General features: G+C 44.7%; 1 protein-coding gene. It reads right to left on the minus strand.

Features of this window, described 5'->3' with window-relative positions; all coding sequences use genetic code 11:
• Positions 1-761 (minus strand): PQQ-binding-like beta-propeller repeat protein (locus tag B4F66_RS04495; RefSeq protein WP_526022911.1); only part of this gene is annotated, 761 nt, incomplete at both ends.

The raw sequence follows: 761 nt of genomic DNA on the forward strand, positions 1-761 counted from the left end.
AACAGACCGGTACGTGGTGAATATGCCGCTGGCTGTTGATCTTTTGAACCCAATGCTGCTGGGCAGATACCAGTGGTGTTAACGTCTTCACCGTTACGTGCAGTTGAGTATTTCGCTACACGATCATGCAGACCGGTTTTCAGGTTAACGCCGTTTGACCAGTTAACCGCTGGGTCATATTTTTGTGCAACCAGCAATTCACCTGTGACGCGATCCATGGTGTAACCAAAACCATTACGGTCAAAATGCACTAACATTTTACGCATTTTACCTTTGACTTTTTGGTCTACCAGGATGTTTTCGTTGACGCCATCATAATCCCACTCATCGTAAGGCGTCATTTGGTAAATCCATTTCGCCATACCAGTGTCTAAATCACGACCAAACAATGACATTGTCCATTTGTTGTCACCAGGACGTTGTACTGGGTTCCAGGTAGATGGGTTACCTGTTCCATAATAGAACTGGTTCAGGTCAGGGTCATACGAATACCAACCCCAGGTAGTACCACCACCGATTTTCCATTGGTCACCCTGCCAAGTTTTCAAAGAAGAATCTTTGCCAACTGGTTTCAGCATAGACATGGTTTTTTCTGGGTCAACTAACATTTCATCATCTGGACCGACACTGTAAGCTTTATACAGTGATTTTCCATCTAAATCATATGCTTGAACGTAACCACGAACACCAAACTCACCGCCTGAAATACCGACAATGATTTTGTCATCAAAAACGTGTGCAGCAGCTGTGCTGGTTGCACC

The organism is Methylophaga sp. UBA3603 (assembly GCF_002375335.1).
Lineage (GTDB): Bacteria > Pseudomonadota > Gammaproteobacteria > Nitrosococcales > Methylophagaceae > Methylophaga.